Source organism: Micromonospora sp. NPDC003944 (assembly GCF_053605225.1).
On the sequence record NZ_JBSGIV010000129.1, the window covers coordinates 1 to 6,105 of the forward strand.

7 protein-coding genes and 1 pseudogene are annotated in these 6,105 nt (G+C 70.1%); 6 read left to right on the forward strand and 2 right to left on the reverse strand.

Annotated elements, in window-relative coordinates; translation table 11 throughout:
- Positions 1–451, reverse strand: a 451-nt coding sequence (locus ACWER9_RS31585) for a GtrA family protein (protein WP_452305287.1), incomplete at its 3' end; no start/stop codon positions are given.
- Between ACWER9_RS31585 and ACWER9_RS31590 the strand changes: the two genes are divergently transcribed.
- The 6 genes from ACWER9_RS31590 to prcA all read left to right on the forward strand — a co-directional run bounded on the left by ACWER9_RS31590 (position 374) and on the right by prcA (position 5,858).
- Complete coding sequence (locus ACWER9_RS31590; protein ID WP_452305288.1) at positions 374–1,999, forward strand: DUF2142 domain-containing protein; 1,626 nt, start codon at positions 374–376, stop codon at positions 1,997–1,999. The two genes, ACWER9_RS31585 and ACWER9_RS31590, sit on opposite strands and share 78 nt — an antisense overlap.
- Positions 2,000–2,035: 36 nt before the next feature.
- The gene (dop, locus tag ACWER9_RS31595) at positions 2,036–3,553 is read left to right on the forward strand and encodes a depupylase/deamidase Dop (RefSeq protein ID WP_452305289.1); all 1,518 of its coding nucleotides are present in this window, start codon (positions 2,036–2,038) and stop codon (positions 3,551–3,553) included.
- A gap of 104 nt (positions 3,554–3,657) precedes the next feature.
- Positions 3,658–3,873 carry a ubiquitin-like protein Pup gene (locus ACWER9_RS31600; protein ID WP_030332902.1) on the forward strand — a complete coding sequence of 72 codons (216 nt, stop codon included), beginning with the start codon at positions 3,658–3,660 and terminating at the stop codon, positions 3,871–3,873.
- Between the two features lie 146 nt (positions 3,874–4,019).
- Complete coding sequence (locus ACWER9_RS31605) at positions 4,020–4,202, forward strand: endonuclease domain-containing protein (RefSeq protein ID WP_452305292.1); 183 nt, start codon at positions 4,020–4,022, stop codon at positions 4,200–4,202.
- Positions 4,121–4,960, forward strand: a complete 840-nt coding sequence (gene prcB / locus ACWER9_RS31610; RefSeq protein WP_452305290.1) for a proteasome subunit beta — start codon at positions 4,121–4,123, stop codon at positions 4,958–4,960. The genes ACWER9_RS31605 and prcB overlap by 82 nt, the downstream gene beginning before the upstream one ends.
- 58 nt (positions 4,961–5,018) lie before the next feature.
- Positions 5,019–5,858 carry a proteasome subunit alpha gene (prcA, locus tag ACWER9_RS31615; protein WP_452305291.1) on the forward strand — a complete coding sequence of 280 codons (840 nt, stop codon included), beginning with the start codon at positions 5,019–5,021 and terminating at the stop codon, positions 5,856–5,858.
- Between the two features lie 48 nt (positions 5,859–5,906).
- Here prcA and ACWER9_RS31620 read toward each other — a convergent pair.
- Positions 5,907–6,105, reverse strand: a pseudogene (locus ACWER9_RS31620) (glycosyltransferase family 2 protein); the annotation flags it as partial.

Sequence of the window (6,105 nt, forward strand, 5' to 3'; positions counted from 1 at the left end):
GGTTGGCGAGGACCAGCGCGAAGTAGCGCCCCACCTGCGGCACCATCTGTGCCGACGAGCCGAACGACCACGCCCGGTTCAGCCCGAAGTTGACCCAGAACGAGGTCAGGAACGACATGGCGGCCGCAACCGGCAGAACAATCCGGAGAACTCCGTGGTAGACGAAGAGTGACCCCGTGTCCACGGCAACGCTCAGACCCCCGACGACCAGGAACCGCACGGCACTGTGTCGGGACAGGTGGCGGACGGAATCGGCAACAGGTGACAGCAAAGAGTTCTCCAAGGGGGGACCCGGAGCGGTGAGGACGACGAGGGAGTCTATCGTCTGTCCATCCACCCAGCGGGGCCTGCCCGCGCGAGCCGCGAGGTTGACGTGCCTGATCCCGGAAGAGTGACGCCGCCGGCCACCGACGCAAGCCCGGCAGCCACCACGAGCGCAGCCCGCCGACACTGGGCCCTGGCCTTCGCCGCGTTCTTCCTGATCATCTTCGCCTGGTCGATGGCCGCCCCCTACGACGGCACTCCGGATGAGCGCGAGCACGTCGTCCGGGCGGCCGGCGTCGCCGCCGGGCAGATCGCGCCCCCGCCGGCCGCCGCGAAGAAGGGCACCGGAGCCTTCCAGACCGTCCCCGGCGGTCTCGTCCGCGAACAGTGCTGGCAGTTCAAGAAAGAAGTATCGGCGGCCTGCGCCCAGCCACCCGGCAGCGACGACACCCCGACCCGCGCCGGCACCGGTGCCGGCCGTTACTTCCCCGCCTACTACGCCCTCGTCGGCGCGCCGACGGTCCTCTGGCCCGGCTGGTCCGGCGTCCTGCTCGCCCGCATGATCAGCGCCCTGTGCTGCGCCGCGCTGCTCGCCTGCGCGTACGTCGTGATCCGCAACCGCTCCCGCCGCGGCCTCATGCTCGGCGCCCTGGTCGTCGTCACCACCCCGATGGCCGTGCACATGGCGAGCGCGGTCAACCCGAACGGCCTGGAGATCGCCGCCGGCATCGCCTTCTTCAGCGCCGTCATCCCCCTGCTGCTCGGCCCACCCGGGCCACGACGCGGCCTCATCCTCCTCGTCGGGATCAGCGCGCTGCTCCTGGCGGTGCTGCGCCAGACCGGCCCGCTCTGGCTGGCCACCGCCTTCGTCGCGTTCGCCTTCCCCCTGCGCCGCAGCAACCTCGCCGGCCTGCTCCGAGACCGGGCCGCCCAACTCTGGGCCGGCGGCATCGTGCTGTCCACCCTCGCCGTGCTCGCCTGGTCCGTCCGCCAACAGACCTCCGACCTCGGCAACTACTCCGCCGACCGGCTCACCTACGGCCAGGCCGCGTTGCGCGAGGCCGACCGGTGGCGGGGATACCTCGACCAGATCGTCGGGGTCACCTCCTGGCTGGACACGCGGATGCCCGCCCCGCCGTACGTCATCTGGCAACTCGTTGCCGGAGCGCTGCTGCTCATCGGCGTCGTCTGGGGCAGCACCCTCGACCGGTGGCGCCTGCTCGTGCTGCTCGGCGGCGGCGTGGCCGTCCCCTCCCTCATGCAGATCGCCCTGGTCAACGAGAGCGGGTTCGTCACCCAGGGCCGCTACATGCTGCCCATGCTCGTCGGTGTCCTGCTCTACGCCGCCTGGGTCGCCGAACAACGCGGCTTCGAGATCGCCCGGGCCCGCTCGTTCACCCGACTCGCCGTACTGCTGCTCCTGCCGATCCACCTCTTCTGCCTGGCGTACACGATGGTCCGCTGGCAGAACGGCCTGCCCGCCAACCTCGGGCTGAGCAGCCTCAACCCGCTCGCCGGCGACTGGCACCCGGTGGTCGGCTCGGCGATCCCGCTGCTGAGCGCTAGCGTCGGCCTGGTGCTGTTCGGGTGGCTCATCTGGACCACGCGCCCCGCCGCGACCGACGAACCGACGCCGGCAGCCGCGCCGTCCGACGCCGAATCCACCGAACTGTTCCGGCCCGCCGGCCCTCACCTACAGAGTGCAGGTGCCCAGGGCGGACTACGCTCGACCTGACGGGGACCGGGTCGGGCGAGCGAAACGGGTAGGTCGATGAGTGTAAGACGGATCATGGGCACCGAGGTCGAGTACGGCATCTCCGTGCCCGGGCAGGCCGGAGCCAACCCGATGGTCACCTCATCGCAGGTGGTCAACGCCTACGGCGCACGTCCGGAGCTCAACCGGGGCGGCCGGGCCCGGTGGGACTACGAGGAAGAGTCACCGCTGCGCGACGCCCGCGGCTTCACCTACTCCGGTGCCGCGTACGACCCCGCCGAAGCCCTCGCGGACGAAGACCTCGGCCTGGCCAACGTGATACTCACCAACGGCGCACGGCTCTACGTCGACCACGCCCACCCCGAATACTCCACCCCGGAGGTCACCACGCCCCGGGACATCGTGCGCTGGGACAAGGCCGGTGAACGGGTGATGGCCGAAGCGTCCCGCCGGGCCGCCACCATCCCGGGCACCCAACCGATCCACCTCTACAAGAACAACACCGACAACAAGGGCGCCAGCTACGGCGCCCACGAGAACTACCTGATGCGTCGGCAGACCCCGTTCGCCGACATCGTGGCGTACCTGACGCCGTTCTTCGTCACCCGGCAGATCGTCTGCGGCGCCGGCCGGGTCGGCATCGGCCAGGACGGCGGCCAGAGCGGCTTCCAGATCTCCCAGCGCGCCGACTTCTTCGAGGTCGAGGTGGGTCTGGAGACCACCCTCAAGCGGCCGATCATCAACACCCGCGACGAGCCGCACGCCGACGCCGACAAGTACCGCCGGCTGCACGTCATCATCGGCGACGCCAACCTCTCCGAGATCTCCACCTACCTCAAGGTGGGCACGACCGCCCTGATCCTCACCATGATCGAGGAGAAGGCCCTCGGCAGTGACCTCGGCATCGCCGACCCGGTCAGCGAGCTGCGTGCCGTCAGCCACGACCCTTCCCTCACGCACCGCATGCGACTGCGCGACGGCCGCCGGCTCACCGCGCTCGACCTGCAATGGGCCTACCTGGAGCGGGTCCGGTCCTTTGTCGACGACAGGTACGGCACCGACGCCGACGAGCAGACCATCGACGTGCTCGACCGCTGGGAGAGCATCCTGGACCGGCTCGGCCGGGACCCGATGCTCTGCGCCGACGAGCTGGACTGGGTGGCGAAGCTGCGGCTGTTGGAGGGCTACCGGGAGCGGGAGAAGCTCGGCTGGGGCTCGCACAAGCTCCAGCTCGTCGACCTCCAGTACTCCGACGTCCGGCCGGAGAAGGGCCTCTACCACCGGCTGGTCAGCCGGGGGGCGATGAAGACGTTGCTCACCGACGACGAGACGCGCAGCGCGATGACCGAGCCGCCGGAGGACACCCGGGCCTACTTCCGCGGCCGCTGCCTCGCCCAGTACGCCTCCGAGGTGGTTGCCGCCAGCTGGGACTCGGTGATCTTCGACGTGGGTCGGGAGTCGCTGGTCCGGGTGCCGATGATGGAACCCGAGCGGGGCACGCGCGCCCACGTCGGGGCATTGTTCGACCGCTGCGCGAGCGCCAAGGACCTGCTGGAGACGTTGACCGGGGGCTGACCCCGGTTTCGATTGCCCGCCGTGCGCCGCAACCCGGCGCGCGGCGGGCTTTTCGTCGCCCGCGCGAGGTAAGTTCATCGCAGACGATCGTGGAGGAGACAGCCATGGCCACTCATGACAGCGGCGGCCAGTCGCAGTCCGGCAAGTCCCGTCAGGGCGAGGAAATCGAGGACGTCACCACCGAGGCCAACCCCGAGGTGGCCGAGCGGCACGCCGAGATCACCGAGGACGTCGACGACCTCCTCGACGAGATCGACTCCGTCCTCGAAGAGAACGCAGAGGAATTCGTGAGAGGTTACGTCCAAAAAGGGGGACAATAGGCATATATGTCCGGTTTGGCGGACCCCTCGGGCGCGGTGCGCCCGCATGCCCGCGGCAAGGAGACTGCCCAGCGGCTCTACGGCGGAAGCCGCGAGTGCCACCTGCCGACCCGCAACATCTGGACCACGACCATCGCAACGGATGGGTGCGCGGGATACTCTGCTTCAACTGCAACGGTGGTCTTGGCCAGTTCCGTGACAGTCCCATGAGGCTGGCCAGGGCGATCACGTACCTGAGAGGAACCACGTGGCAGCGGGCTTTGATCCATCCGGGCGTCTACCAGATGTGTTCACCAACGCGGGGACGTCCTCCTTCACGACGTTCCTAGGTCGGGTGGCCCCCGAGATGTTGCCCGGTCGGCGAGCGCTGCCGCCGGGCATGGCCGCCGACCTGGCGCCGCACGCGACCACCATCGTGGCCATCGCGGCCGCCGAGGGTGTGGTGATGGCGGGCGACCGACGGGCCACCATGGGCAACCTGATCGCCCAGCGCGACATCGAGAAGGTGCACCCCGCCGACGCGTACTCGCTCGTCGGCATCGCGGGCACCGCGGGTATCGGCATCGAGCTGATGCGACTGTTCCAGGTGGAGCTGGAGCACTACGAGAAGATCGAGGGCGCGATGCTCTCGTTGGACGGTAAGGCCAACCGGTTGGCCTCGATGATCCGCGGCAACCTGGGCGCGGCCATGCAGGGGTTGGCAGTGGTGCCGCTCTTCGCCGGGTTCGACCTGGCCGCCGCCGACCCGGCGGGGGCCGGTCGGATCTTCAGCTTCGACGTGACGGGCGGCCCGTACGAGGAGACCGGCTACGACGCGATCGGGTCCGGGTCGCTGTTCGCCAAGTCCGCGTTGAAGAAGCGTTTCCGGGCCGGGTTGTCCGTCGAGGACGCGACCCGGCTGGCGGTCGAGGCCCTCTACGACGCGGCCGACGACGACACCGCGACCGGTGGTCCGGACCTGACCCGCCGGATCTACCCCGTGGTGATGACCGCGACCGCCGAGGGCACCCGCCGGTTGACCGACACCGAGACGGCGGCGATCGCCGAGGGTGTGGTCGCCGGCCGGATGGAGAACCCGGGCGGTTGAGACCCGCACCCCACCAGTCAGCAGTCGTCAGCACAGCGCCGTAAGGAGAACCGCCGACGTGGCCATGCAGTTCTACGCCTCTCCCGAACAGATCATGCGCGACCGCTCCGAGTTGGCCCGCAAGGGCATCGCTCGGGGTCGCAGTGCGGTGGTCCTCAGCTACTCCGGCGGGGTCCTCTTCGTCGCGGAGAACCTCTCCAGCGCCTTGCACAAGGTCAGCGAGATCTACGACCGGATCGGGTTCGCCGCGGTCGGCCGGTACAACGAGTTCGAGAACCTGCGCCGCGCCGGTGTCCGGATGGCCGACCTGAACGGGCTCAGCTACGACCGGCGTGACGTCACCGGCCGGGCCCTGGCCAACGCGTTCGCACAGACCCTGGGCGCGATCTTCACCGAGCAGTCGAAGCCGTTCGAGGTGGAGATCTGCGTGGCGGAGGTCGGTGCCACCGCGGACGCGGACGAGCTGTACCGGCTGACCTACGACGGCTCGGTCAACGACGAGCCGGGCCGGATGGCCATGGGCGGTCAGGCCGAGGCGATCACCGGTGTGTTGAAGTCGCAGCACCGGTCGGACATGTCCCTGGCCGAGGCGGTCAAGGTGGCGGTGCAGGCGCTGAGCAGCGTCGGTGGTGAGGGCGGTGCCGCCCGGACGATCGCCGCGAACCAGCTCGAGGTGGCTGTCCTGGACCGCCAGCGGATCGGCCGGACGTTCCGGCGGATCACCGGTGCCGCGCTGACCGCCCTGCTGGACGGGGACGCGGCGGCCGAGGGCCAGTCGACGGGGGCGGCCGGTGGTCCCGGTGAACCCGTCGTACCGACCACGGAAGCGCACAAGCCGACGACGTCGGCCGGCTCCGCGGACCTGGAGGACCGGCCCGCGGAGGGCGGCGAGCGTTAGGGTTTCGCCCGCTGGTGCCGGGCCCCTCTTCGGGGCCGGCACCAGCGGTCATCCTCGGCGCAGCAGGGGCCTGGTCAGGGCCCAGTAACCGCCGGCGACGGCGTTGAAGGCGCCCAGGCCCGGCGTGGTCGGCACCCCGGAGGGGGTGACCCGACCGGTCATCAGCTCCGCGATGACCCCGTCCGGCACCCGGCGTTCGGCCTGTAGTTGCCGCCGCCGGCCGCGCACCCAGTCGCGGTTGCGCCAC

What these genes read in the sequence shown, in the direction of transcription:
- dop (WP_452305289.1), top strand. Translation starts at nt 2,036, where the DNA reads ATGAGTGTAAGACGGATCATGGGCACCGAGGTCGAGTACGGCATCTCC.
- ACWER9_RS31600 (WP_030332902.1), top strand. Translation starts at nt 3,658, where the DNA reads ATGGCCACTCATGACAGCGGCGGCCAGTCGCAGTCCGGCAAGTCCCGT.